This is a genomic window from Streptomyces endophyticus, from assembly GCF_035798155.1.
Lineage (GTDB): Bacteria > Actinomycetota > Actinomycetes > Streptomycetales > Streptomycetaceae > Streptomyces > Streptomyces endophyticus.
In genome coordinates, this window is the sequence record NZ_JAOZYC010000046.1 from 50,259 (window position 1) to 74,498 (window position 24,240).

Annotated in this window: 18 protein-coding genes; 8 read left to right on the top strand and 10 right to left on the bottom strand. The window is 71.4% G+C overall.

What is annotated here, in order from left to right; genetic code table 11:
* Nucleotides 1-169: 169 nt before the first annotated feature.
* Nucleotides 170-973, bottom strand: coding sequence for a phosphatase (locus OKJ99_RS07405; protein ID WP_326014991.1), 804 nt, complete (start codon nt 971-973; stop codon nt 170-172).
* Between the two features lie 76 nt (nt 974-1,049).
* Nucleotides 1,050-2,462: a PucR family transcriptional regulator gene (locus OKJ99_RS07410; protein WP_326014992.1), complete on the bottom strand. Its 1,413-nt coding sequence runs from the start codon at nt 2,460-2,462 to the stop codon at nt 1,050-1,052.
* Nucleotides 2,463-2,670: 208 nt separating this feature from the next.
* Between OKJ99_RS07410 and OKJ99_RS07415 the strand changes: the two genes are divergently transcribed.
* The 3 genes from OKJ99_RS07415 to OKJ99_RS07425 are packed head-to-tail and all read left to right on the top strand — an operon-like array spanning nt 2,671 to nt 6,906.
* Nucleotides 2,671-4,146, top strand: a complete 1,476-nt coding sequence (locus OKJ99_RS07415; protein ID WP_326014993.1) for a sodium:solute symporter — start codon at nt 2,671-2,673, stop codon at nt 4,144-4,146.
* Nucleotides 4,147-4,191: 45 nt separating this feature from the next.
* Nucleotides 4,192-5,184 (top strand): agmatinase, encoded by a 993-nt coding sequence (gene speB, locus OKJ99_RS07420; protein WP_326015080.1) that lies wholly within the window; start codon nt 4,192-4,194, stop codon nt 5,182-5,184.
* Between the two features lie 48 nt (nt 5,185-5,232).
* A complete protein-coding gene (locus tag OKJ99_RS07425; protein WP_326014994.1) occupies nt 5,233-6,906 on the top strand; it encodes a thiamine pyrophosphate-binding protein in 1,674 nt (557 codons plus the stop codon).
* Nucleotides 6,907-6,966: 60 nt separating this feature from the next.
* Here the strand turns inward: OKJ99_RS07425 and OKJ99_RS07430 are convergent, their stop codons facing one another.
* Both OKJ99_RS07430 and OKJ99_RS07435 read right to left on the bottom strand, forming a co-directional pair.
* Entirely contained in the window at nt 6,967-7,572 is a 606-nt protein-coding gene (locus OKJ99_RS07430) for a DUF5753 domain-containing protein (protein WP_326014995.1), read from the bottom strand.
* Between the two features lie 14 nt (nt 7,573-7,586).
* The gene (locus OKJ99_RS07435) at nt 7,587-8,936 is read right to left on the bottom strand and encodes a hypothetical protein (RefSeq protein WP_326014996.1); all 1,350 of its coding nucleotides are present in this window, start codon (nt 8,934-8,936) and stop codon (nt 7,587-7,589) included.
* Nucleotides 8,937-9,482: 546 nt separating this feature from the next.
* On the opposite strand from OKJ99_RS07435, the gene OKJ99_RS07440 reads away from it, so the two are divergent.
* Nucleotides 9,483-9,854: a hypothetical protein gene (locus OKJ99_RS07440; RefSeq protein WP_326015081.1), complete on the top strand. Its 372-nt coding sequence runs from the start codon at nt 9,483-9,485 to the stop codon at nt 9,852-9,854.
* Between the two features lie 68 nt (nt 9,855-9,922).
* Here the strand turns inward: OKJ99_RS07440 and OKJ99_RS07445 are convergent, their stop codons facing one another.
* Both OKJ99_RS07445 and OKJ99_RS07450 read right to left on the bottom strand, forming a co-directional pair.
* Nucleotides 9,923-10,711, bottom strand: a complete 789-nt coding sequence (locus OKJ99_RS07445; RefSeq protein WP_326014997.1) for an endonuclease I family protein — start codon at nt 10,709-10,711, stop codon at nt 9,923-9,925.
* 153 nt (nt 10,712-10,864) lie between these two features.
* Complete coding sequence (locus OKJ99_RS07450) at nt 10,865-13,024, bottom strand: ArnT family glycosyltransferase (RefSeq protein ID WP_326014998.1); 2,160 nt, start codon at nt 13,022-13,024, stop codon at nt 10,865-10,867.
* Between the two features lie 133 nt (nt 13,025-13,157).
* Between OKJ99_RS07450 and OKJ99_RS07455 the strand changes: the two genes are divergently transcribed.
* The 3 genes from OKJ99_RS07455 (at nt 13,158) to OKJ99_RS07465 (ending at nt 18,479) form a co-directional block, all read left to right on the top strand.
* Nucleotides 13,158-14,180: an esterase-like activity of phytase family protein gene (locus OKJ99_RS07455; protein WP_326014999.1), complete on the top strand. Its 1,023-nt coding sequence runs from the start codon at nt 13,158-13,160 to the stop codon at nt 14,178-14,180.
* Nucleotides 14,181-14,253: 73 nt separating this feature from the next.
* On the top strand, nt 14,254-17,970 hold the full coding sequence (locus OKJ99_RS07460) for an ABC transporter ATP-binding protein (RefSeq protein WP_326015000.1): 3,717 nt from the start codon (nt 14,254-14,256) through the stop codon (nt 17,968-17,970).
* 113 nt (nt 17,971-18,083) lie between these two features.
* Entirely contained in the window at nt 18,084-18,479 is a 396-nt protein-coding gene (locus OKJ99_RS07465; RefSeq protein WP_326015082.1) for a hypothetical protein, read from the top strand.
* Nucleotides 18,480-18,504: 25 nt separating this feature from the next.
* On the opposite strand, the gene OKJ99_RS07470 is transcribed toward OKJ99_RS07465, so the two are convergent.
* From OKJ99_RS07470 to OKJ99_RS07480, 3 genes are all read right to left on the bottom strand, one after another.
* Entirely contained in the window at nt 18,505-19,128 is a 624-nt protein-coding gene (locus OKJ99_RS07470; RefSeq protein ID WP_326015001.1) for a hypothetical protein, read from the bottom strand.
* Nucleotides 19,129-19,255: 127 nt separating this feature from the next.
* Complete coding sequence (locus OKJ99_RS07475; protein ID WP_326015083.1) at nt 19,256-21,064, bottom strand: glycoside hydrolase family 3 protein; 1,809 nt, start codon at nt 21,062-21,064, stop codon at nt 19,256-19,258.
* A gap of 349 nt (nt 21,065-21,413) precedes the next feature.
* The gene (locus tag OKJ99_RS07480) at nt 21,414-22,337 is read right to left on the bottom strand and encodes a LysR family transcriptional regulator (protein WP_326015002.1); all 924 of its coding nucleotides are present in this window, start codon (nt 22,335-22,337) and stop codon (nt 21,414-21,416) included.
* Nucleotides 22,338-22,435: 98 nt separating this feature from the next.
* On the opposite strand from OKJ99_RS07480, the gene OKJ99_RS07485 reads away from it, so the two are divergent.
* Nucleotides 22,436-23,383 (top strand): EamA family transporter, encoded by a 948-nt coding sequence (locus tag OKJ99_RS07485; protein WP_326015004.1) that lies wholly within the window; start codon nt 22,436-22,438, stop codon nt 23,381-23,383.
* Nucleotides 23,384-23,425: 42 nt separating this feature from the next.
* On the opposite strand, the gene OKJ99_RS07490 is transcribed toward OKJ99_RS07485, so the two are convergent.
* Nucleotides 23,426-24,226 carry a sugar phosphate isomerase/epimerase family protein gene (locus tag OKJ99_RS07490; RefSeq protein ID WP_326015005.1) on the bottom strand — a complete coding sequence of 267 codons (801 nt, stop codon included), beginning with the start codon at nt 24,224-24,226 and terminating at the stop codon, nt 23,426-23,428.
* Nucleotides 24,227-24,240 lie beyond the last annotated feature (14 nt).

Below are 24,240 nucleotides of genomic sequence, written 5' to 3' on the forward strand. Positions count from 1 at the left end.
AGAGCCCCAATCTTTGGAGCCCCTGCGGCGATTGAGCAGGCGGCGCCGGGGTTGACGACTCGGGGCTCTGCCCCGGACCCCGCTGCTCAATCGCCGCAGGGGCTTAAATGGCTCAACCGGCACCGGGGCTTGATCGGCTCAGCCGGGGACAGGGCTTGAAAACAGGGGGCTACTGGTTGAGGCCCGCCGCGTCCAGGAGGTAGGCCGTCATCGGGTCGTAGTGGCGGGGGCTCGTGACGTGGTCGTCCAAGGGGATCGTCACCTGCATCGTGCCCTCGGACTCGCCGACGAACAGGGCCGGGTCGTTGCAGTCCGCGTAGCCGACGGAGTCCAGGCCGCGCTGGGCCGCGCAGCCCGCCCAGCCGTGGTCGGCGACGACGAGGTCGGGCTGCGGGCGGCCCTCGCGGGCGAGGCCGTCGAGGATCGCGGCCATGGGGTCGGGGGAGTGGGTGTGCCACAGCGTGGCGCCGCGCTCCAGCATCGCCACGTCCGCGAACTGGAAGACCATGCCCTCGTCCGTGGCCAGGCCCTCCGGGATGACCATGATTTCGCAGCCCGCCGCGCGCAGCGCCGTCGCCGTCGCCCGGTGGACGTCGAGGAGGCCGCCCGGGTGGCCCGTGGCGAACAGCACGCGCTGGCGGTCCTCCGCGGCCTTGCGCAGGCGCGCCGCCATGCGGTCCAGGGCGTCGACCGTCAGTTCGGGGTCAATGGTGTCCTGGCCGGAGCGGTGCCCGGCGTCGGGGACGACACCGCAGCGTTCGGCCATGACGGCGAGCACGTCCTGCTCGTCGGTCCAGCGGTCGCCGAGTTCCAGGCCCAGCCAGTAGTGGCGGTCGCCGTTCGCGAGCCTTCGGTAGTGCGAAAGGTTGTTCTCGCGCGGAGTGGCCACGTCGCCCGCGATACGGGTGCGGACGAGGTGGTCGATGAGGGCGGCACGGGTCGGAGTATCGCTGGGCAGTCCGGGTATCGGCATACGCCCATTGTGCCGGGGGCCGTGGCGGGCCGTTGATCGGTTCCGGGGAGTGGACCCAGTAGCGGACCCGGCGGCGTCACGACATGTGCCGCAGCGCGAACCAGAGTTCCATGCGGGTGTCCGGGTCGTCGAGGTCCGCCTCCAGGAGCGTGGCGCAGCGGGCGATGCGCTGGCGGACCGTGTTGCGGTGGACGGTCAGGGCGAGGGCCGTGCTCTCCCAACTGCCGTGCAGGGAGAGCCAGGTGCGCAGGGTCTCCAGGAGGGCCGGCTTGCCGGACAGCGCGGCCAGGGTCGGCGCGGGGGTGCCGTCCGGGCGGTGGTGGGCCAGCGGGCTGCGGGTGGATCGTGCGCGGGTGAGGGCGTGGGCCGCCTGGACGTCGGCGAGCGGCAGGTCACGGGCGAGCGCCGGGGCGCTGACGCCGAGCACGTGGCCCGCGTACGCCGTGACGTCCTGGTCGGACGGGACCAGGGCGCGGGTGACCGAGTCGTCCGTGGCTGTGGAGGTCAGGGGCGTCGCCAGGTCCGGGGCCGGACGGGGCGTGAGGGGGCGGGCGTGGATCACCCGCCAGGTGGTGTCCGCGCCCAGCAGGTCCGTCGCCGCCTGCGCGCGGTCCGCGCCGAGGAGGAGGTCGACCAGGGTCGCGGCGCGGCGCGTGTCGCCCGTCGAGCGGTGTTCGCCGGTGAGGAGGGACAGGAGCACCACCGCCGCTCCCGCGATCGTGTGGTCGCCCGGCGAGCGGGCCTGCGTCGCGAGGCCGAGCGCGCCGCCCGGCTGGAGCGCGTACGCCGACAGGTGCGTGCCGCCCACCGTGTCCGCCGCCGACGACGGGGTGGGGAAGAGGTGCGTGGCGTGCGGGCGGACCACCGCCGTCAGTTCGGCGAGCGCCTCGCTCACGGCGCGCGGGGGGCGCTTGCCCGCGTGGTGCGGCTCGTCGCCCTCCGGGGTGACGGCCACCGCGAACCCGCCGGTGCGCTGGGCGAGTTGGCGCAGCACGGACGGCAGTGGATCGGGCCTCGCCGCCGCCGAGGCCAAGGCCTGCTGCGCCTCCGTGACCCGGCGCAGCTCCGCGTTCCTGGCCTGCGCCATCAGCTCCCACACGGCCCGCGCGACCCCGCTGAACGTGGTCCGTGGAGGGACCTCAAGGAGCGGGATTCCGCGGCGCTCGCAGGCCGTGACCAGTTCCGGCGGCACCGTGTCGAAGACCGGCGTCACACCGAAGCCGAGCGCCACGGCCCCGCCCCGCGCGACCCGCTCCGCGTACTCCTCGAAGTAGCTGTCGCCGGGCGCGGCGGGCGCGTGCACGCCCGCCGTCAGCAGCAGCTCGCCGCCCAGCAGGTACGGCTCCGGGTCCGTCAGCTCCGACGTGTGCGCCCCGTGCACGAGGACGTCCGCCGCCGCGGGCCCCGCGATCTGGCGAAGGCCCAGGTCGGCGCGGGAGAGCACGGCGGCGAGCGGAACACCCTGTGTGGGCGGTGCGGTCACGGTCACCTGTGGATGATTCCTCTGCTTTGATCCTGTCCGGTGGATGGAACGTACACTTCAGTGCTGCTTTTCGGCCACCTAGATTTCTTCCGACCGGTGGGTGCGGGTACGGGCGGATGTCCCCGACACCCCCCAAGGGGCCCAGCAGGGGCTCCGCAGCCGGACACTCCCTTGCACGACACGCCACCGAGGTGGACGAAGGAGGACAGCCCTTATGGCCGTCGACTACATCGTTATCGTCGTCTACCTGGCAGGCATGCTGGCGATGGGCTGGTGGGGCATGCGCCGCGCCAAGTCCAAGAGCGACTTCCTGGTCGCGGGGCGGCGCCTCGGCCCCGCCATGTACTCCGGGACCATGGCCGCTGTCGTGCTCGGTGGCGCCTCCACCATCGGTGGCGTCGGCCTCGGCTACCAATACGGCCTGTCGGGCGCCTGGATGGTGTTCACCATCGGCCTCGGCATCCTGGCCCTGTCGATCTTCTTCTCGGGGCGCATCGCCCGCCTGAAGGTCTACACGGTCTCCGAGATGCTCGACCTGCGCTACGGCGGCGGCAAGGCCGGGATGATCTCGGGCATCGTGATGTGGGTGTACACGCTGATGCTCGTGGTCACGTCCACCATCGCGTACGCGACGATCTTCGACGTCCTCTTCGACGTGCCGCGCACCCTCGCGATCATCGTCGGCGGCACCATCGTCGTCGCCTACTCGACGCTCGGCGGCATGTGGTCGATCACCATCACCGACATGGTGCAGTTCGTCGTGAAGACCATCGGCGTGCTGCTGATCCTGCTGCCGGTCGCCATCGTCAAGGCCGGCGGCTTCAGCGAGATGAAGGCCCAGCTCCCGACCTCGTACTTCGACCCGCTGGGCATCGGCGGCGAGACGATCTTCACGTACGTGCTGATCTACACGTTCGGCATTCTCATCGGCCAGGACATCTGGCAGCGCGTCTTCACCGCCCGCAACGACAAGGTGGCCCGCCTGGGCGGCACCGTCGCCGGCGTCTACTGCCTGCTCTACGCGATCGGCGGCGCGGTCATCGGCACGGCGGCCAAGGTCCTCTACCCGAAGGGGCTCGGCCAGGCCGACGAGGCGTTCGCGCAGATCGTCAAGGACCAGCTGCCCGTCGGCGTGCGCGGGCTCGTCCTCGCCGCCGCCCTCGCGGCCGTCATGTCGACATCCTCCGGAGCGCTCATCGCCTGCGCCACCGTCGCCAACAACGACATCTGGAAGCGGCTGCGCGGCACCAAGGACCAGGTGTCCGTGGAGGACGAGCACGACGAGGTCAAGGGCAACCGGATGTTCATCCTCGGCCTCGGCATCGTCGCGATCGTCATCTCGATCATCCTCAACAATGTCGTCGAGGCGCTGACCGTCGCCTACAACCTGCTCGTCGGCGGGCTGCTCGTGCCCATCCTCGGCGGGCTCCTCTGGAAGCGCGGCACCGGCACCGGCGCCCTCGCCTCCATCGTCGTCGGTGGCATCACCGTCATCGGCGGCATGTGGCGCTACGGCATCCTCGCCAACCAGCCCGTGTACTACGGCCTGATCGCGTCACTCGTCGTCTACGTCGCCGTGTCCCTGGCCACCCGGCCCACCGACGCCGCCGTCCTCGCCGCCTGGCGCGAGCGGCTCGCCGGGCGCGGCGCCGAGGAGCCCGAGCCGGCTCCCGCCGCCGCGGCGCAGTAACAGCGGTACCGCAGTAACCCTCGTAGGAAAGAAGGCATGCGCGCAATGAACAGCAACGAGACGCCCCGCGTTCCCAACGGCCCCACGGGCGCCGTCGGACCGGTCGACTCCTCCCGCGTCCCGCGCTACGCGGGCCCCGCGACGTTCGCCCGCCTGCCCCGGCTCGACGAGGTGGACGCCGCCGACGTGGCGGTCGTCGGCGTCCCCTTCGACACCGGAGTCTCCTACCGGCCCGGCGCCCGCTTCGGCGGCAACGCGATCCGCGAGGCCTCCCGCCTGCTGCGCCCCTACAACCCGGCGCAGGACGCCTCCCCGTTCGCGCTCGCGCAGGTCGCGGACGCCGGTGACATCGCCGCCAACCCGTTCAACATCAACGAGGCCGTCGACACGATCGAGGCCGCCGCCGACGACCTGCTCGGCTCGGGCGCCCGCATGATGACGCTCGGCGGCGACCACACCATCGCGCTGCCGCTGCTGCGGTCGGTGGCGAAGAAGCACGGCCCCGTCGCCCTGCTCCACTTCGACGCGCACCTCGACACCTGGGACACGTACTTCGGCGCCGAGTACACGCACGGCACGCCGTTCCGCCGCGCCGTGGAGGAGGGCATCCTCGACACCTCCGCCCTCTCCCACGTCGGCACGCGCGGCCCGCTGTACGGCCGCTCCGACCTCACGGAGGACGAGAAGCTCGGCTTCGGCATCGTCACCTCGGCCGACGTCTACCGGCGCGGCGCCGACGAGGTCGCCGACCAGCTCCGCCAGCGCATCGGCGACCGCCCGCTGTACATCTCCATCGACATCGACTGCCTCGACCCGGCCCACGCGCCCGGCACCGGCACCCCGGAGGCGGGCGGCATGACCTCCCGCGAGCTCCTGGAGATCCTCCGCGGCCTTTCTTCGTGCAACCTGGTGTCCGCGGACGTCGTCGAGGTGGCGCCCGCGTACGACCACGCGGAGATCACGTCCGTCGCCGCCTCGCACACCGCGTACGAGCTGACGACGATCATGTCCCGCCAGATCGCGGACGCACGCGCCTAGGGTCCGTCAGAAGGTCCCTGCATACGCGCTGAAGGAGACGGAGCACCAGTGACGCACGACCACGACCTTGAGCTGACGCCCACCCCCGAGCAGATCGAGGCGGCGCTCAACCCGCCCGCCGGTCGCAACGGCGGCGACCTCGTCGTCGAGACCCTGCACGGCCTCGGCGCGGCCACCGTCTTCGGCCTTCCGGGGCAGCACGCGCTCGGCATGTTCGACGCGCTGCGCCGGTCGTCACTGCGGTACGTGGGGCTGCGCGTCGAGAACAACGCCGGATTCGCGGCGGACGCGTACGGCCGGGTCACGGGAGAGGTGGCGCCGCTGCTCCTCTCCACCGGCCCCGGTTCGCTGATGTCGCTCGCCGCGCTCCAGGAGGCGGCCGCCGCGTCGGCTCCCGTGCTCGCGATCGGCAGCCAGATCCCGGTCGCGGGGCTCGGCGGCGGCCGCCACGGCTACCTGCACGAACTCCGCGACCAGCAGGCCTCGTTCCGGGACGTGGTCAAGTCCGTCCACACCGTCCGTACGCAGTCCCAGATCCCGTCGGCGATCGCCGCGGCCTGGGAGTCGGCGCTGAGCGCCCCGCACGGCCCCGTGTGGGTGGAGATCCCGCAGGACGTGCTCCTCGCCGAGACGACCCTGCCGGTCGTCACCGCGGTCGACGCGACCCCGCACGATCTCGTCCCCCGGCCCGAACTCACCGCCGTGGCGGCCGACTTGCTGGCCAAGGCCGAGCGTCCGGCGATCATCGCGGGCGGCGGCGTCGTCCGCGCGGACGCGACGGGCAAGCTGCGCGCGCTCGCCGAGCGGATCAACGCCCCCGTCGTCTCCACCTTCGGCGGCAAGGGCGCCTTCCCCTGGGAGCACCCGCTGTCGCTGCAGTCCTGGATGGAGGACCAGCACACGACGGACTTCCTGGAGGACGCCGACGTCCTGCTGGTGGTCGGCTCGGGTCTGGGTGAACTCTCCTCGAACTACCACACGTTCAAGCCGCGCGGCCGCGTCATCCAGATCGAGGCGGACGCCGGAAAGCTGGAGTCCAACCACCCGGCCCTCGGCATCCACGCGGACGCACGCCTCGCGCTCCAGGCGCTGGCCGAGACGGTCGCCGAGCGCCCGGACGACGGGGTACCCGCGCGCGTCGCGGCGGTCCTGAAGGCCGTACGAGAACGTATCGACGCGCAGGAACTCACCCTGGAGCAAGAGGTGTTGGCGTCGGTGCGCGAGGCGCTGCCGGCGGCGTCCCCGTCCTTCTGGGACATGACGATCCTCGCGTACTGGGCCTGGTCCGCGTGGCCGGGAGCCATGCACTCGGCGCAGGGCGCGGGCGGCCTCGGCTACGGGTTCCCCGCGGCCATCGGCGCGGCCGCCGCCGACCCGGCGACGCCCGTCCTCGCGGTCTCCGGCGATGGCGGCGCCATGTACTCCATCGCCGAGCTGGCCACGGCGAAGCAGTACGACCTGAACGTCACCTGGCTGATCGTCGACGACGGCGGCTACGGCATCCTCCGCGAGTACATGACGGACGCCTTCGGCGAGGCCACCGCGACCGAGCTGGCCCGCCCCGACTTCGTGGCACTCGCCGAGTCGTTCGGCGTCCCCGGGGTGCGGACGACCCCGGAGACGCTCAAGGACGACCTGGCGGAGGCCCTCGCGGCGCCGGGGCCACGCGTGGTGGTGCTCCCGGCGCTGCTGAGGATGTTCGCGCCGACCCATCTGGGCTGAGCGTTGGGCGGGCGCGGGCGTCGCCGTTCCCACTCGGCGTTGCTCTGAACCGTGCCAGTCCTAGCCGCCCAGCGCGTCCAGTTCGGCTCGGACCACTGCCTTGGCGTCCTCGCCGTAAACAGCAGACCGTTTCAGTAGGTTGAATGCCCTCTCGTAGCGCTCAACCTGATCCTTCTCCGTGTGTGTCGGTGACTGTCCGAACAGTTCGACTTCGACGCGCTTCCTGTCGAAGATGCCGAAACTGTTGCCGGGAAACACATGGAGTTCGGCACGGCTCGGGATGATTCCGAGAGTGACTCCGGGGATCGTGAACGAATCCAGGATATGGTGCAGTTGGCCCCTCATCACGTCGGCCCCGCCGATGTTCGACCTGAGGGCTTGTTCGCCGAGCAGTGTGTGGTACGTGCGCCCGTCCTTGCCGAACAGTTCGGCTCGTGCCGTGCGAGCTCGTACACCGGCTTCGATGTCGCGAGGGATCTCCATGTATTCCACGACGAGCGTGAGCATAGCTCTCACATAGTCGGGAGTCTGGAGATTTCCCCACACCACGTCAGGGCAATAGTGCTTTGCTTCCCGAGTCTGCCGAACCAGGTCGAGAAACGCCTCCTGTGTGGGGCCCATTCCCTCTTGGTGTAGCTCGTCCCAGGTCTTCGTGGCTTTGGGCATGGCAATTCATCTCCTCAGGCGGCCTTGGCCGCAGCCACATCTCGCGCCCGGAGCGCTAGTTGTTGCACGGGGGTGGAAGTCGTGTGCCGGCGCAGTGCCGTGCTCATCGTGCGGAAGTGGTCGTCGCCGCGGTTGGACGAGACGTGTTCGTACTCGTCCAGGAATCGGGACCAGCTTTCGCAGGCGGCATCCAAGTGGCCGATGCGCAGCTGCCGTTGCGCCAGGAGCGCGTAGGAATGCACGCGGCCTTGGCGTTCTTGTTTCGGCTGGAGGCGGATCGACTGTTTGAGGGCTTTGACCGAGCCCGCGAAATCCGCCTCCTCGTACAGGACATGAGAGACGTGGAAGAGGTAGGCGGTCTTGTCGTAGCCGCCGATCGAGTCCCTGCGGTTGTCCGCCCTCGACAGTGCGTCCTCGGCCTCCTTCAGGCGGGCGTGAGCCTGTTGCTTGAGGCCCACCATCGAGGCGGAGTGCGCCTGTTGACCCCGAAGGAATGCCACGAGGCGAGGGCCGGCCGAGGGAGCGGCTTCCGCTGCGGAGTCCGCGAGTTCCAGGGCCTTGGGGCCGTAGCCCAGGTTGGAGGCCTGGAGGGACATGCCGCGTAGGGTCCTGCAGTAGGTGACGTGGTCCTCCGCCTCGCGAGCCAGGCCGAGGGCCTGGACGTAGTAGCGCTGACCGAGGCCGTGGGCCTTCTCGTACATGGCCATCCAGCCGGTCAGGTACGTGAGGTCGGATGCGGCGGCCAGCATGTCCCGGTGGACGGACTCCGTGGCCTGCGCCTGGAGCCAGGGGCCGACGGTATTGACGAGGAACGCGGACGCCATGGGCATGGCGTGCCCGGCACCGAGTTCGTCAAGGATGTCCGCGATCCGATCGGTCATGGTGCGGATCGACTGCACCTGCGATGAGCCGATACGAACGGTCTTCTTGCCCGGAGTCACCGATTCATCGTCGGCGCGCGCAGGGAGGGTGAAGGCGGGAACGGACAATGCGGCGGAGAAGACCGTGGCAGCGAGCACGCAGCGGCGGGACGGATCCATTGTTGCCCTTCCGAGGTCGATCAACTCCTCGACAGTGTCGGTGCTTTGGTCACCCGTGAACGACGGCGTGGGCTTCAGGCCGGCTTCCGCGTGCGTGACGGGTCGTCCGAGCCGAGCTGAGAGTGCCTCGACGATCAGAGGCCTGACCTGGGGCTTCGGTTGGACTCCCGCAATCCAGTGGGCTACTGCCGTGCGGTCGTACGTGAGGTCGAGTCCTGCCTGAGGGCCGAGACGGTTCACCTGCTGGGCCAGCTGGGTCCTGGTCCATCGTGCCTGGTCAAGCAGATTGCCCAGGGCGCGGTTGGGGGTGCGCTTCCGTGCCATGTCTTCAACTCCCGACGGCTTGCCCGGCGTTCAACGGGACGGCGTTCACGGCGTTCACGGTGCCACTGCCTTCCAACGGTACCTGCGGAGAGTGTCGGAGCGGTTACCTCTTGCACAGGCGCCGAGTGACCTCGGCCGAAACGAAGGACCCCCGCGACCGCTTGCGACGGCCCGGGGGCATGGCCCTCAACTGCTTGGAGTTGAAGACGTGTTGCACCATATCGCCCGCCTCATCGAGCCCCTGCTCCGGCTGCTCTGGCCCGCCTCCGGGTGCCACCGGTACTCCGCCGGGGGAGGGGGGCCGTTCCCGCTCCTGCCTGCTGACCTCGGAGTGCCCGCGCGCCGTTCCTCCAGTCATGAAACCCCCCTCCGAGGCGAGGACTCCCCGCTCGTTCGCCCCTACCTCCTGGCCCACGAGGAACGTGAGCGGGTCATGCGTAACGAGCAGGTCAAGCTGCAACGCGCCCGTCGTCGCGCCCTGTGGCTCGCCACGCACGGTGTCGACGTAGGCCCGCGTCGTATTCACGGGGTCGAGGTGGCTGCGTGATGATCCAGAGCGGCGATGCCGCGACTGCCAGCCCGCCCCGTCTCCTCCCCTGGTCCAACCTCGACGGCAACCCGTGCTACCTCGTCACCGACGGCACCGGCGCCAGTCACCTATCCCGTATCGCCGACGGCATCGAGTCCGTGCAGCTCGACATGGCTGATGATCTCCTCGACCATGCCGCAGACCTCCTCGGTGACGGCAAGATCACCACACCCCAACTCCGATTTCTGGTAGCGAGGTTGACCGAGTCGTTGTACGACGTACAGCGCATCGCGCGCAGTCGGGGCGCCCGCCTCCCTGTACCTGACGACTGTGATGACGGCGAAAGCGACAGCGAGGACGAGTCCCCGGAGGTTCACCCCGGTCACTGACCTGGCCTCACCCCGCGTGTGGGCGTATCGGTGTCAATCCGGTACGCCCACACGCTCCGGCCCGCCGCCTACCAGATCGAGCCCACCCACTCCGGGTGGTCGATGAACGGGTTCCGGTTGTGCTGGTAGGTGTCGTAGATGACCTCGTTGCGGTGCTGCTCGAAGGCGTCCGGCGGGTCCTCGTCGCTCCACTTCTTCAGGACCGAGAGCTTGCCGATGTTCGGTGCGCTGCCGTTGTCCACGGAGTCGTTGGGCTCCAGGTCGGCGAAGGAGTCGTCGCCTTCGTAGCGGACCGCCATGTAGAGGATCATGCGCGCCACGTCGCCCTTGACGGCGTCGCGCGGCTCGAAGGAGTCGGAGTCGGTGAGGCTGCCGCCGCCGTTGGCGACGGCGCTGCCGCCCGCGTCGAAGTCCTTGTTGCCGCGCACCGAGTTGACCGTGACGTCCTCGGGGCGCAGATGGTGCAGGTCCGTGCCGGGGCCCGTCGCGGTGCCGAAGTCGCCGTGCGACTTGGCCCAGACGTGCTCGCGGTTCCAGTCGCCGCTGTCGCCGCCGTTGGCGGACTTCGCGCGTGAGGTGCCGCTGTACAGCAGGATCACGTTCGAGCTGTTGGCCGGGTCCTGGTCGGTGGCCTTCAGGGCGTCCCAGACCGCGTCGTAGGAGAGCTTCGTCTGGTCGCTGATGATCGTGTGCAGCGCGCTCTTGAGCTCGGTGCCGGTCTTGCCCTCCGCGTCCTGGTAGTACGTGTCGTCGTACGCGGCGGTCGGGCTCGCTGTCGCTGTCGCCGCGGGGAGGGCGAAGGCGGCCAGTACGGCGGCGGTCGTGAGGGCGACGGTGCGTATGTGGATTCCGGGCATGTGGGGTGTCCGTCCGTTCTACGCGGGTTGATTTGGTGGAACGGAGCGTGGCATGGACACGTATGGATTGGGTGAATGCCGGGCGTCGATCCTGTGACGACAAAGGCCCCTGACTGGCTGTCAGGGGCCTTTGATGTGGACGGAGTTACGGGGTCAGTTCACGTCGGACGGGTCCAGTCGGTACAGCGACGCGGAGTCGGTCGAGCCGCTGGACTTCTTGCTGTACTCGCTCGACTTCACCGCCGTGCCGTGCTTCTTCACCCACGTGGTGACCGCGGAGCTGACGTCGTTGCCGCCGCCCATGCCACCACCCATGCCGCTCTCGCCGACCTGGATGTAGTGCAACTGGCCGCTCTTGACCAGCTTCTTGAGCTTGGCGACGGTCATGCCCTTGTCGGAGCCGGTGAAGCCGTACATCGAGATGACGGGCTTCTTGGTGCTGAGGACGAGCTGCGCGGCGGACTGCGAATTGGACACCGCGAGCAGCCACTTGGCGCCGTCCTGGTGCTTCTCCAGGTACGAGATCAGCGCGCTGTCGACGCTGCCGCCCATGCCACCGGGGCCGCCGCGCATGGCATCGCCGCGTTGGCCGGACTCCTGCTTAGCGGAGCCGGAGCCCTGGTTGCCGTCGCCCTGACCGCCGGGCATCTCGCCGCCGCCGGGCATCCCGCCCCCGCCAGGCATCTCGCCGCCACCCTGCTGGGAGCCCCCGCCCTGCCGCGAACCGCCCCCCGGCATCTCGCCGCCACCCGGGAACCCGCCACGGCCACCGCCGCCACCGCCCCCACCGGGACCGCCCATGCCGCCGCCCGTCGAGGGCCCGGCCGTCGGGTTCGAGCCGCCCATGCCGCCGCCCGCTCCGGAGGAGAAGGGTGCCGCGAAGGAGTACGCCGCCGGGCCCGCCACCGACGCGACGACCGCCGCCGCGACTGCCACGGCGAGCAGCCGCAGCCGGCGCCCCGTCGACGTACGGAAGACGAGCAGGCCCGCGATCGCGGCCGCCATGACGAGCGCGATCACCGGCAACAGCCAGCCGTTCCAGCCGGAGGCGCGGCGCAGCAGCACGACCGCCCAGATCCCGGTGACGCCGAGAGCCACGGGCAGCACCCACGCCCACCGCTTGTCCGTACGGAAGGCGCGCAGCAGCATCACGCCGCCACCGCCGCACAGCGCCGCGATGCCGGGGGCGACGGCCGTCGTGTAGTACGGGTGCATGGTGCCCTCGGCCGTGGCGAAGGTGACGTAGTGCAGCACCAGCCAGCCGCCCCACAGCACGAGCGCGGCGCGCGTGAGGTCGGCGCGCGGGGCGCGACCGCGCAGCACCAGGCCGCCGATCAGAGCGATCACGGCGAACGGGATCAGCCAGGAGATCTGGCCGCCGAGCGTGTCGTTGAAGAGCCGGCCGAGGCCCGCGGTCCCGGAGAAGCCGCCGCCTCCACCGCCACCGCCCCCGCCGTTGCCCTCGCCGCCGAGGACCCGGCCCAGGCCGTTGTAGCCCATGATCAGGTCCCAGGCGGAGCCGTCCGTCGAGCCGCCGATGTACGGGCGGTCATCGGCGGGCACGAGGGAGACGGCCGTGGCCCACCAGAAGCTGGAGACCACGAGCACCACGGCGGCGAGCGCCAGGTTGCGGGCCTTCTTCGCCCAGCCCAGATGCGACGCGTACAGGTACACGGCGAAGACCACGGGCAGCGCGATGTACCCCTGGAGCATCTTGGTGTTGAAGGCGAGCCCGAAGCAGGCCGCCGAGGCGAGCAGCGGCAGCAGCCTTCCGTTGCGGGTGGCGCGCAGCGCGAGGGCCGCGCCGCCCACCATCAGCAGCACCAGGAGGGTGTCCGGGTTGTTGTCCCGGTTGATCGCGACGGTGATCGGGGTCAGCGCCAGGACCAGCGCGGCGATCGCCGCGGCCGCGTGGCCCCACACCCGCTTCACGGAGGAGTGCAGGATCCAGATCGAGCCGAGCCCGGCCGCGACCTGCGGCAGCATCATCTGCCAGGTGCCGAAGCCGAGAATCCGGCAGGACAGGCCCATCGTCATCAGCGCGAGGGGCGGCTTGTCCACGGTCAGGAAGTTGCCCGCGTCGATGGAGCCGAAGAACCAGGCCTTCCAGCTCTGGGTGCCGCTGTAGACCGCGGCGCTGTAGAAGCTGTTGAGGCTGTTGGACGACAGGTTCCAGGAGTACAGCACCCCGGCGAGCACGAGGATCGCGAGCAGCGCGGGCAACGACCAGCGTGGCGCGCGGGGTGCGGTCGGAGGAGCCACAGGCGGTTCAGGTGCGGTGGCGTGGGGATGGGGTTCGATGGCGGAGGTCACCAGAGCACCGTGCAACGCCCCCGTGGGCGCGGGCTGTGCCGACCCTTGGTGCCACCTGTGGAAGTGGCCCGCGGCCCGCATCGTTCAAGAAAAGTCCGCCCGTGCGTCGCCGGCCGCGCCCTACGGTGACTCCATGTCGCGCAGATCAGTACGTTCAGTACGCTCCGTGCTCGCCCTCGCCGCCGTGTCGGCCGCCTGCCTGACCGTCTCGGGACCGGCCTCCGCCGCCCCGCCGGCCGCCGGGAACTGCTCTCCCTCGGTGTCGGTCACCGGCTACTCCGACGCCCTCGACAAGACGACGTACGACGGCACCTTCGTCGGGAACATCTCCGCGCTCGCCACCGACCGGGGCGGGCGCCTCGCCGCGCTCTCCGACCGCTCGTCCCTGTTCACCCTGGACGGGCGCACGCTCGCGCCCCGCTCCGTGGCGCCGCTCGCCGACGAGAAGGGGGCCCCGCTCGACTCGGAGGGCCTGGTCGTCGACCGCGACGGCACGTACCTCGTCACGTCCGAGACCGAGCCCTCGATCCGCCGCTACGACCGCTCCGGCGCCCGTGTCCTCGACCGCCTCCCGGTCCCCGCCCGGCTCCAGGACCGCGCCCGCGCCAACGCCTCCTTCGAGGGACTGACCCTGCTGCCCGGCGGCCGCACCCTCCTCGCGTCCATGGAGGCCCCGCTCACCGGCGACGAGGTCAACCGGCTCCAGACCTGGCGGCGCACGCCCACAGGCTCCTTCGCGCCCGCCGCCCAGTACGGCTACCGCGCCGACACGAACCTCGGCATCTCCGAGGTCACCGCGGCCCCCGACGGCCGCCTCCTCGTCCTGGAACGCGGCTTCACCAGCGGCGTCGGCAACACGGTCCGGCTGTACGCCGCCGAGCTCCGCGGCGCCGAGGACACCTCGGGGATGGAGACCATCGGCTCCGGCGTCCGCCTCGCCCACAAGAGGCTCCTCGCCGACCTCGCGGACTGCCCGTCCCTCGGCGCCCCCTCCCACCAGCCCCAGCCCAACCCGCTGCTCGACAACATCGAGGCGATGACGGTCACGGGCCGCGGACCGCACGGCGCCCTCCGCCTGCTCCTCGCGAGCGACGACAACCAGAGCGCGAACCAGATCACCCGCTTCTACTCGCTGCGGATTGTTACAGCGGGATGAAATCCGACCCCGCTCGCGTTGGCCCTTCGGCAGCTCATGGCGAGAGGTCAAGCGAGCGGGAGGCGGCACAAGCGTGGCGGAACAACGGGGCTGGGCGAAACGGCTCGCGGGATACGCGTGGCGGCATCCCAAGGACGTCGTCCTCGCGCTCGGGGCCTCGCTCGGCGGTATGGGCGTCATGGCGCTCGTCCCGCTGATCACGAAGGTGATCATCGACGACGTGATCGGTGACCACTCCCGGTCCATGGCGGTGTGGGCGGGCGCGCTCATAGGCGCGGCCGTCATCGTCTACGTCCTCGCGTTCGTCCGCCGCTACTACGGCGGCCGGCTCGCCCTCGACGTCCAGCACGATCTGCGCACCGAGATGTACGGGTCGATCACCCGGCTCGACGGCAGGCGCCAGGACGAGCTGTCGACCGGCCAGGTCGTGGGGCGCGCCACCAGTGACCTCCAGCTGATCCAGGGCCTGCTCTTCATGCTCCCGATGACCATCGGGAACGTCCTGCTCTTCGTCATCTCCCTGGTGATCATGGCGTGGCTCTCGCCGCCGCTGACCCTGGTCGCGCTCGCCGTCGCCCCCGCCATCTGGTTCATCGCCAAGCGCAGCCGCTCCCGCCTGCACCCCGCCACCTGGTACGCGCAGGCGCAGGCCGCCGCCGTGGCCGGGGTCGTCGACGGGTCCGTCAGCGGCGTCCGCGTCGTGAAGGGGTTCGGGCAGGAGGAGCAGGAGACCGGGAAGCTCAAGACGGTCGGCCGCAGGCTCTTCGCCGGGCGGCTTCGCACCGTCCGGCTGAACTCGAAGTTCACCCCCGCGCTCCAGGCCGTGCCCGCCCTCGGGCAGGTCGCCATGCTGGCCCTCGGCGGCTGGCTCGCGGTGCGCGGGCAGGTCACGCTCGGCACGTTCGTCGCGTTCTCCTCGTACCTCGCCCAGCTCGTCGGGCCCGTCCGGATGCTCGCCGTCGTCCTCACCGTCGGGCAGCAGGCCCGCGCCGGTGTGGAGCGCGTCCTCGAACTGATCGACACCGAGCCGAGCCTCGTCGACGGCGCGTTGGAACTGCCCGCGGACGCCCCCGCGACCGTCGAGTTCGACGACGTGTCCTTCACGTACGCGGACGCCGAACACCCCGTACTCGACGGGCTCTCCCTTGAGATCAGGGCCGGTGAGACGCTCGCCGTCGTCGGCTCCTCCGGCTCCGGCAAGTCCACCGTCTCGCTGCTGCTGCCGCGCTTCTACGACGTCACGCACGGCGCCGTCCTCGTCGGCGGGCACGACGTGCGCGAGCTGACGACGGCGTCCCTGCGCTCGGCGATCGGGCTCGTCCCGGAGGACTCGTTCCTGTTCTCCGACTCCGTGGGCACCAACATCGCGTACGGCTTCCCGGGAGCGACGCAGGAGCAGATCGAGACGGCCGCGCGCGCCGCGCAGGCCCACGGGTTCATCAGCGCCCTGCCCGAGGGCTACGACACCAAGGTCGGCGAGCACGGCCTCACCCTCTCCGGCGGCCAGCGCCAGCGCGTCGCGCTCGCCCGCGCCATCCTCACCGACCCCCGCCTCCTCGTCCTCGACGACGCGACGTCCGCCGTGGACGCCCGCGTCGAGCACGAGATCCACGAGGCGCTCGGCCACGTGATGGCGGGCCGTACGACGCTGCTCATCGCGCACCGCCGCTCCACCCTCGGCCTCGCCGACCGGATCGCCGTCCTCGACGGCGGGCGGCTCGCCGCGATCGGCACGCACGAGGAGCTGGAGGCGGGGTCGCCGCTGTACCGGCGCCTGCTCACCGACCCCGACGAGCTGGGCGGGGTGTCGCCGGGCCACGTCCCGGCCACGGTTCATGAGACAGAGGACACCTCCGTACGGGACGAACTCGACGCGGAGTTCGACGCCGAACGCGGCGTCACCCCCAGGCTGTGGACGGGCGACCGCGAGCCGCGGGACGCCGCGCTGGCCGGGACCCCCGCGACACCGGAACTCCTCGCGCAGGTCGACGCGCTGCCGCCGGCCACCGACACCCCCGACATCGACGAGACGCGGGCCGTCACCGCCGAGGAGTCGTACGGACTGCGCCGCCTGCTGCGCGGATTCCGGGCGCCACTGCTGATCAGCCTCGGGCTCGTCGCCGTCGACGCGGGCATGGGCCTGCTGCTGCCGATCCTCATCCGGCACGGCATCGACGAGGGCGTCTCGCAGCTCGCGATCGGCGCGGTGTGGGCGGCAGCCGCGCTCGGGCTCGTCGCCGTGCTCGTGCAGTGGGCCGCACAGTTCGGCGAGACACGGATGACGGGACGGACCGGCGAGCGGGTCCTGTACTCGCTCCGCCTGAAGATCTTCTCCCAGCTCCAGCGGCTCGGGCTCGACTTCTACGAGCGGGAGTTGACGGGCCGCATCATGACCCGGATGACCACCGACGTGGACGCGCTCTCGACCTTCCTGCAAACCGGTCTGGTCACCGCGTTCGTCTCCCTCGTCACGTTCTTCGGCATCATGGTCGCGCTCCTTGTGATCGACGTACAGCTCGCACTCGTCGTCTTCGCGACGCTGCCGCCGCTGATCATCGGGACGTTCTTCTTCCGGCGCTCCAGCGTCAAGGCGTACGAGCTGGCGCGCGAGCGGATCTCCGTCGTGAACGCCGACCTCCAGGAGACGGTGGCCGGGCTGCGGATCGTGCAGGCCTTCCGGCGCGAGGAGGACGGCGCCGCGAAGTTCGCCGCGGGCAGCACCAGTTACCGCAAGGCGCGCATCCGCGGCCAGTGGCTGATCTCCATCTACTTCCCGTTCGTGCAGCTCCTGTCGGCGATCGCGACCGCGGCCGTCCTCGCGGTGGGCGCGCACCGGGTCGACGCGGGCACCCTGACGACCGGCGCGCTGGTCGCCTACCTGCTCTACATCGACCTGTTCTTCGCACCCGTGCAGCAGCTCTCCCAGGTCTTCGACGGCTACCAGCAGGCCACCGTCTCGCTCGGCCGCATCCAGGAACTGCTGCGCGAGCCGACGTCGACGAAGAACGCGGAGCGCCCCCGCGAGGTGCCGTCGCTGCGCGGCGAGATCGCCTTCGAGGACGTGGACTTCGCGTACGGCGACGACGAGACGGCGCTGAGCGGAGTGGACCTTCGCATCCCCGCGGGCCAGACCGTCGCGTTCGTCGGTGAGACCGGCGCGGGCAAGTCGACCCTCGTCAAGCTCGTCGCCCGGTTCTACGACCCGACGGGAGGCCGGGTCACCGCGGACGGCATCGACCTGCGCGAGCTCGACCTCACCGCCTACCGGCACCGGCTCGGCGTCGTCCCGCAGGAGGCCTACCTCTTCCCCGGCACGGTCCGCGACGCCATCGCCTACGGCCGCCCCGGCGCGAGCGACGCCGAGGTGGAGGCGGCGGCGCGGGCCGTCGGCGCGCACGAGATGATCGCGACGCTCGACGGCGGCTACCTCCACGAGGTCGCCGAGCGCGGCCGCAACCTCTCCGCCGGGCAGCGGCAGTTGATCGCCTTGGCCCGCGCCGAACTCGTCGACCCGGACATCCTTCTGCTCGACGAGGCGACCGCCGCCCTCGACCTCGCCACCGAGGCCCAGGTCAACCAGGCCACGGACCGCATCTCCGGCAAGCGCACCACGCTGGTCGTCGCCCACCGTCTGACGACGGCGGCCCGCGCGGACCGGGTGATCCTGATGGACCACGGACGCGTGGCGGAGGACGGGACGCACGACGAGCTGCTGCAACTGGGCGGGAAGTACGCCACGTTGTGGAAGACGTTCCTGGGAGAGCCGGTGGAGGTCAGCTCCTCGACGTGAGGCACGGACGCACGCAACCGTCCGGCCGCCGTGTCGCGTCAGATCAACAGTACGCTGGTGCCGATGTGACGGGAGGGGCTGCGGTGGGCGGACAAGGGCTCGGGGAGGGCGACATACGCACGCCGCGCGCGCCGCGCCGCGTGCTCGCGCCGGCGCTGTCCGTCCTGGTCGTCGCGGGCCTGCTGGTCCTCGGCGGGCCCACGGTCACCGGCGTGCAGGCCGCCTCGGTGTGCGGCGGACACCAGGCCCGCACCCTGCGCTTCGAGACGGGCCGCACGGTCCTCTACAAGAACAACGGCTATGTCTGCGCCGTCACCTACGCCAAGCGCTCGGGTGCGCGGCGCGCCATGTCCGTGAGCGTCCAGGCCCGCGGCAACCGGGCCGTCGTCGACAAGGGCCGCTACACCCGGCACGCGGGCCCGGTCACCGTGCACGCCGGGCACCGCTGTGTCCGGGTGAAGGGCTCCGTGGGCGCGAAGTCGGTGCGCACCGGCTGGATCCTGTGCTGAGCGGGTGGCCCGGCCCGCGCGGCCCTCAGACCGTGACCGCGCACCCCACCGGCCTGCTGCCGCCCAGCGTCACGTAGAGCGAGGTGGACGGCGGGCACGCCGAGCGCGACAGCACCGCCGTGACCACCCGGTACTGCGGGGCGCGCCTGCCCGAGCCGTCGCAGGCCGTCTCCCGCACCTGGCCCTGGCCCGCGGCCGTGACGCAGTCGCCGACGATCGTGCGGGGGCCGCCACCGCCGCCCGGGTCGCCGGGGTGCGGGCGATCCAGATTGCGCATGCAGGCGTAGCCGCGGTCCACGGACCCGTCGCCGTTCTCGTCGGCCGCGGGCCGGTTCTCGCTGATGTGCAGCACGAAGTCGGTGCGGGCCGGGCACGCGGGCCCGTCCGACGTCTCCCCGTCGTGCCGGGCGAGGACCCGGGCCACGGCCCGCTCGCTGCGGCACGGCACCTCGTTGAACGACGTGCGCCCGCGCGAACTGCACTCGTCGGCCGCGAGGAACACCGCCCCGTACCCGGAGGACGCGCGCGAGGACGGCCGCTCGCCGGAGGAGCCCGAGGAACCCTGGCACCCGGCGAGCGCGAGGGTGAGCGCGGAGGTGAGCGCCAGTACCGGCACCGCGCACACCCCACCGACCGACCGCCCAAACATGGCAAAACCCCCCGACGTCCCGGTCAAGCGTGGCCCGTGGCGGCGGGCGCACGCCAGGTGTGCGGGGGGCTTTGCGCCAGTTGGGGGTGGCGTGCGCCGATCGCGGCGTACGCCCCCTACGGACGGGTCAGTACGACAGCCCGTAGCCGATCGGGTAGAGGACCTGCGCGGGATCGTCGGCCTTCTGCACGGGCACCGGCAGCTTCCCGCGCGGCTCCGCCTTTCCGGCCAACACCCGCACCGCCGCCCGCAGTTCGACATCGATCCACGAGTACGCCGCCACGTGCGCGTCGGCGGCGGACAGTTGGGCGACGTCGTACGGGTTGCGCATGGACAGCGCGACGACGGGCACCCCGGTCTCGGCCACCGCGTTCACCAGGGACTGCTGCGCGCTGCCCGCGGCGACGTTGTACGTGCCGATGACCACGGCGTCCTTGCCCTTCGCCGCAGCCACGGCCTGCGCGATCGTCGCCTGGGTGGGCGCCGTGCCGGTCGCGAGCACCGTGGGCGTGAAGCCGAGTTCGGTGAGCGCCGCGCCGATCACGGTGGTCGGCGGGCCGTCGCTGAGCGAGGGGGAGGCCGGGTTGGCGCCGAGCACGAGGACGTTCTTGTGCGTGCGCCGGGAGAGCGGCAGCAGCCCCTTCTTGTTGACCAGGAGCGTCGTCGTGCGCTCGGCGATCCGGTCGGCCGCGGCGAGGTGCGCGGGGGTGCCGACGGCGCGGTCGACGCCCGACGGCGAGACGTAGGGCTCCTTGAGGAGACCCAGCTTCGCCTTCAGGCGCAGCACCCGCAGGATCGACTGGTCGAGCCGCGCCTCGGTCAGCTCGCCGCCGCGTACAGCCGCGAGCACCGCGTTCCACGAGACCGACAGGTCCGGCGGGTTGAGCAACTGGTCGACGCCCGCCTTCAGTGCGAGCACCGGGACCCGGTCGTCGCCGTACTTCGTCCGTACGCCCTCCATGCCGAGCGAGTCGGTCACCACGACGCCGTCGTAGCCGAGCTGCTCGCGCAGGATGCCGGTGAGGATGGGGCGGGAGAGCGTCGCCGGGTCCTCGGCCGGATCGAGGGCCGGGACGACGATGTGGGCCGTCATGATCGAGTCGATGCCGGCCGCGATGGCCGCCTTGAACGGCGGCGCGTCCAGCCGCTCCCACTGCTCGCGGGTGTGGCTGATGTACGGGATCCCGGTGTGGCTGTCCGTCGCCGTGTCGCCGTGTCCGGGGAAGTGCTTGGCCGTCGAGGCGATGTGCGCGGACTGGTAGCCCTTGACCTGTGCGGCCACGAGCCCGGCGACGGCCTGCGGGTCCGCACCGAAGGACCGTACGCCGATGACGGGGTTGGCCGGGTTGACGTTGACGTCGGCGTCCGGCGCGTAGTCCTGCCGGATGCCGATGGCGCGCAGCTCGGCGCCGGCGATCTGCCCCGCCTTGCGGGCGTCGGACCGCGAACCGCCCGCGCCGAACGCCATCGCGCCGGGGAACAGGGTGGCGGGCCGGCCGACGCGGGCGACGATGCCGTGCTCCTGGTCGGTGGATATCAACAGCGGTATCCGGGAGGGCTGTTCGAGGCCCACCTTCTGGATACCGTTGCTCAGATCGGCGATCTGGTGCGGGTCGCGCACGTTGTGCGCCCACGCGAAGTAGATGATGCCGCCGAGCTTGTACTTCTCGATGAGCTCGGCGGCGGTGCGGACGCCGAGCTCCTTGAGGTTGGCGTCGATGTCCGCCTGGTCGGGGGCGGTGGCCGAGTGGCCGTACACCCGCATGACGAAGAGCTGGCCGACCTTCTCCTCCAGGGACATCCTGGAGATGATCTTCTTGAGGGCCTGGTCGGACGCGGGGGCGCCCGCGGCCCGTGCGGCGGGGGCGCTGAGGCCGACCGCCGCGGCGCCGACGGTGGCGGCGGCGAGCACGGTACGTCTGGACAGTGGCACGATCGCTCCTTCCGGAGGAGGCGCGGACCCTGAAAATAACTTCCGCGCGCAACGAGTATCCGGAAAATTTCTGCCAGTCAAGAGGCCGCGCACGCACGGGAGTTGACCGGTGATCGCCTTCGCGAAGGGGCCGCCACCGGCACTTTGGAGGGGGCGTACCGGTGACGGCGACGCTGCCGGCCGCAGGCGGCGGAGAGGGTTTGTCAGCGTTCGCAGCCAGCAGCGATGCCGACACCGCACTGCGGTGACTCTCCGGCAGCGTGTCCTTCTGACGGAAGCATGCTGCCCCGGGTTCCCGGAATTTGGCGATTTCGTGAAATCGGTGCGCAGGTGGTGAACGGGGCGGCCGTGGTCAGGGCTGATGCGTCGCCCGCACCAGGCAGGCGTCTCCCTGGGTGCGCAGCGCCCCGACGACCGCTCGGACCGCCGGGCGGCGCGAAGTCCCGTCGCGCCACAGCGCGTACAACCGTCGCCGCGGCACCGGATCGAGCCGCACCGCCACCACACCGTCGGGCAGCGGGCCACGGCCGAGCCGGGGGAGCACCGCGATGCCGAGGCCCGCCGCCACGAGGGCGGCCAACGTCGGGTTCTCCTCGGCCTGATGGGCGATGAGCGGCTCGAAGCCCGCGGAGCGCATCGTCCGCAGCAGCCAGTCGTGACACACCCGGCCCGGCGGCTGCGACACCCACCGCTCACCCCCGAGCTCCTCGCGCCGCACCGACGCCCGCCCCGCCAGCGGATGCCCCGCCGGTACGACGAGATCGCACAAGTCGTCCCCGATGACGGCCTGTTCGACGCCGGCGGGAGCAGGTAGCGGCGCGATGTCCCAGTCGTGCGCGACCACAAGGTCGACGGCGCCCTTCGCCACGAGGTCCACCGACAGGTGCGGGTCGACCTCGGAGAGCCGGGTGTCGAGCGCCGGATGCCGGGCGGCCAGATCGGCGAGCGCACCGGGCAGCAGTCCCCGCGCGGCCGAGGCGAACGCGGCGATCGTCAGCCGCCCCGCCGGCACCCCGCGCCGCTCCTCCAGGCCGGTCTCGGCGCGCTCCATGATGGCCATCAACTCACGTGCGGTCTCGGCCAGTTGCAGTGCCTCATCGGTGAGCCGGACGCCCCGGCCCTCCCGTTCGAGCAGCGGCGTGCGGGTCTCCCGCTCCAGCTTCGCGATCTGCTGCGAGACGGCGGACGGCGTGTAGCCGAGCGCGGTCGCGGCCGCGCCGACGGTGCCGTGCACGGAGACGGCGTGCAGGGCACGCAGCCGCTGAAGATCCAACATCGTCGACCCTCTCCTCAGCCGCTCATTAGCGTTGCTTCATCCAACCATGCAGCAACATTCGCTGGTGCTAAAGGGTCGTGGGCGGTGATCCTCGACGCATGAAACCCGCGCACACCGGCCTCGCCGTACTCGTCGCCGCCCTGTGGGGCGTGAACTTCGTCGTCATCGACATCGGCCTCGCCCACTTCCCTCCGCTGCTCTTCTGCGCCCTGCGCTTCCTGCTCGCGGCGCTGCCCGCGATCTTCTTCGTGGGGCGGCCGCGGGTGGCGTGGCGCTGGGTCGTGGGGGTGGGACTCGCGCTCGGCGTGGGCAAGTTCGGGCTGCTCTTCGTCGGCATGAACGCGGGGATGCCGGCGGGCCTGTCCTCCCTGGTCCTCCAGGTCCAGGCCGTCTTCACCGCGGTCATCGCCTTCGCGTTCCTGCGCGAACGGCCGCGCCGCGTACGGGTCCTGGGCATGGCGGTGGCGCTCGCGGGCATCGCGGTGGCGGCGGTCGACGAGGGCGGCTCGGGTCCGCTCGGCGCGTTCGCGCTGGTGCTGGTCGCGGCGGCGTTCTGGGGCGTGTCGAACGTACTGACCCGCAAGGCGACGCCCGAGGCGCCGTTCGCGTTCATGGTCTGGTCGAGCGCGGTCCCGGTACTCCCGCTGTTCGCGCTGTCGTTGCTGTTCGAGGGCCCGGACCGCGACGTCGCGGCGCTGGCCTCCCTCGACCTCCCGGGAGCGGGGGCGATCCTCTATGTGGCCCTGGTGACAACCCTCTTTGGGTTCACCGCCTGGAGCCGGCTGCTGCGCCGCTACGACGCGTCCACGGTGGCCCCGTACTCCCTCCTGGTCCCGGTCTTCGGCATGTCGTCGGCGGCGGTGTTCCTGGGCGAGTCGGTGAGCCCGCTGAGGTGGTGCGCGGCGGCGCTCCTGGTCGGCGGCGTTGCGTTGACGTCACGGGGCTCCGCCCCGGACCCCGCTGCTCAATCGCCGCAGGGGCTCAAAAGAACCCACCCGGGGCTCGATCGGGCACGGGTGGCCAATTCAAGCCCCGCCGGCGATTGAGGCGCGGGGTCCGGGGCGGAGCCCCGTGGCGTGACTCCCGGACTACGCCGACTCGTTCAGCAACCGCCCCAAGTGCTCCCGCCCCGCCCGGAGGAGGCCCGGCAGAGGAGCCGCCGCCGGATACCACCGCGCCTCGTACTCCCAGCACAACCACCCGTCCCACCCCTCCCGGCTGAGCACCTCCACACACTCCGCCAGCGGCAGCACCCCCGCCCCCAGCGGCAGCGGCACCGTGTCGTCGGGCCCCGCGATGTCCTTGACCTGTACGTATCCGAGGTAGGGGGAGAGCGCCGCGTACGAGGCCACGGGCTGTTCGCCGCCGAGCCACGTGTGCATCACGTCCCACAACGCACCTACGTTGCGGTGCCCGACGGTCCCGAGGATGCGGGACGCGGCCGCTCCGGTCCGATGCGAGTCGTGCGTCTCCAGCAACACCCGGACCCCGCGGTCGGCCGCGTACTCGGCGGCGACGCCCAGGCGCCGCGCCGCGGTGGCATCCGCCTCCTCGGGCCCCTGCTCGTCGCCTCCGCCCGGGAAGACGCGCACGTACCTGGCGCCGAGGTCGCGGGCGAGATCCACCAGGGCCCGCACGTCGTCGAGGACCGGACCGTCCTCGCCCGGCGCCGCCACGCGCGCGTACCCGGCCACGCCGAGGACCTCCACCCCGGCGCCCTTGAACCGGGCGGCAGCATCGGCCCGTTGTTCACGATCGATCCCCGGATGCACCGGCTCCTCGGGGTGAGCGCGCAGTTCGACGCCGTGATACCCGTGCGCGGTGGCGAGCGCGAGCACGTCGTCGAGAGGGAGACCGGGGACACCGAGTGTGGAGAACGCCAGCTTCATGGGGCGGACCCTAC

What these genes read in the sequence shown, in the direction of transcription:
- OKJ99_RS07490 (WP_326015005.1), bottom strand. Translation starts at nt 24,226, where the DNA reads ATGAAGCTGGCGTTCTCCACACTCGGTGTCCCCGGTCTCCCTCTCGAC.
- OKJ99_RS07435 (WP_326014996.1), bottom strand. Translation starts at nt 8,936, where the DNA reads ATGGCACGGAAGCGCACCCCCAACCGCGCCCTGGGCAATCTGCTTGAC.
- OKJ99_RS07470 (WP_326015001.1), bottom strand. Translation starts at nt 19,128, where the DNA reads ATGTTTGGGCGGTCGGTCGGTGGGGTGTGCGCGGTGCCGGTACTGGCG.
- OKJ99_RS07415 (WP_326014993.1), top strand. Translation starts at nt 2,671, where the DNA reads ATGGCCGTCGACTACATCGTTATCGTCGTCTACCTGGCAGGCATGCTG.
- OKJ99_RS07445 (WP_326014997.1), bottom strand. Translation starts at nt 10,711, where the DNA reads ATGCCCGGAATCCACATACGCACCGTCGCCCTCACGACCGCCGCCGTA.
- OKJ99_RS07455 (WP_326014999.1), top strand. Translation starts at nt 13,158, where the DNA reads ATGTCGCGCAGATCAGTACGTTCAGTACGCTCCGTGCTCGCCCTCGCC.
- OKJ99_RS07405 (WP_326014991.1), bottom strand. Translation starts at nt 973, where the DNA reads ATGCCGATACCCGGACTGCCCAGCGATACTCCGACCCGTGCCGCCCTC.
- OKJ99_RS07440 (WP_326015081.1), top strand. Translation starts at nt 9,483, where the DNA reads ATGATCCAGAGCGGCGATGCCGCGACTGCCAGCCCGCCCCGTCTCCTC.
- OKJ99_RS07485 (WP_326015004.1), top strand. Translation starts at nt 22,436, where the DNA reads ATGAAACCCGCGCACACCGGCCTCGCCGTACTCGTCGCCGCCCTGTGG.
- OKJ99_RS07480 (WP_326015002.1), bottom strand. Translation starts at nt 22,337, where the DNA reads ATGTTGGATCTTCAGCGGCTGCGTGCCCTGCACGCCGTCTCCGTGCAC.
- speB (WP_326015080.1), top strand. Translation starts at nt 4,192, where the DNA reads ATGAACAGCAACGAGACGCCCCGCGTTCCCAACGGCCCCACGGGCGCC.
- OKJ99_RS07430 (WP_326014995.1), bottom strand. Translation starts at nt 7,572, where the DNA reads ATGCCCAAAGCCACGAAGACCTGGGACGAGCTACACCAAGAGGGAATG.